Source organism: Metabacillus sp. GQ13, assembly GCF_059758525.1.
Map to the genome: position 1 here is coordinate 1 of NZ_JCAXET010000044.1, position 1216 is coordinate 1216.

At 34.7% G+C, this 1216-nt stretch carries 1 protein-coding gene; it reads right to left on the reverse strand.

The genetic code is table 11. The features are described from left to right. Positions 1 to 18: 18 nt before the first annotated feature. A protein-coding gene (locus AC6CHR_RS25025; protein ID WP_498251901.1) for an IS3 family transposase occupies positions 19 to 1139 on the reverse strand; the annotation gives its coding sequence in 2 pieces (ribosomal slippage) (positions 19 to 890 and positions 890 to 1139; 1122 coding nt in all). Between the last annotated feature and the right edge of the window lie 77 nt (positions 1140 to 1216).

Genomic DNA, 1216 nt, shown 5'->3' on the forward strand with positions numbered 1-1216 from the left:
TGGATAGTCAACAGTAAACTAGACAACTTTTTTAAGGTGTTCAAGTTTAAATTCTATTGGGCTTAGATAGCTTAGTGTTCCATGAATTCTTTTGTTATTAAACCAATGGATATAGGTATGTAATTCCTTTTCTAAATCTTCAAGACTATCAAAGTGACGCCCTTTGATGAACTCAGTCTTAATGATTTTAAACGTAGCTTCTGCTACTGCATTATCATAAGGACATCCTTTCATACTTAAAGATCGATCGATATTAAATGTTGCTAACGCATCATCAATCAGTTTGTTTTTGAACTCACTTCCTCGATCTGTATGAAAAAGCTTAATATTACGTAAATCCGTTTTTATTGAAGCTAAAGCACGGTATACCAACAGGGCATTTTTATTACGACCGACACTATAGCCGATGATTTCACGGTTAAAGAGATCAACAAATACACATATGTACTGCCATTTTTTATTGACTCTGACATATGTTAAATCACTTACCACAACTGATAATGCTTCTTCTTGTATAAATTTACGATCAAGTTCATTTTTTTGTTCTGATTCATTTGTTCCACTGGAATGTGGTTTGAATTGCGCAAGAGTATAATTAGATACTAGGCCCTGCTCTTTCATAATTCGTCCGATCCGTCTTCTAGAAACGATCTTGCCGAGCTTTATCAATTCCTTTTTTATTTTACGAGTTCCATAGTTTTGATAACTCGAATGGAAAATCTCTATAATATCGGATGTGATGTCATCCTCTGCCTGACGCTCTTTTGCTTCATAATAATAGGTGCTTCTAGGGAGTTGAAGGACTTTACACATTGCTGATATCGAGTATTTGTGTTGATTATTCTTTATCACATTTACTTTCGTCCTAGTATCAGCGCTGCTTGCTTTAAAATGTCATTTTCCATCTCTAGTTGCTTATTCCGTTTTCTAAGTTCAGCTAGTTCTTTTTGTTCGTCCGTTAAATTGTCTTTTTCCTTAAAAGAACCGGAGGTTTGACTTTGACTTACCCATTTATCTAAAGAAGAAGGAGTAAGATCATATTCACGGATAATCTCTTTTCTTGGTTTACCGCTGTTATAAAGCTGCACGATCTGTTGTTTAAATTCTGCAGTAAATGTTCGACGTACTTTTTTAGTCATCGTAGATTCTCCTCGAGTATAATATCTGTAGTCTACTTGACCTTAATTTTTCTGTCTAGTTCAGTGTAGCCGATTCA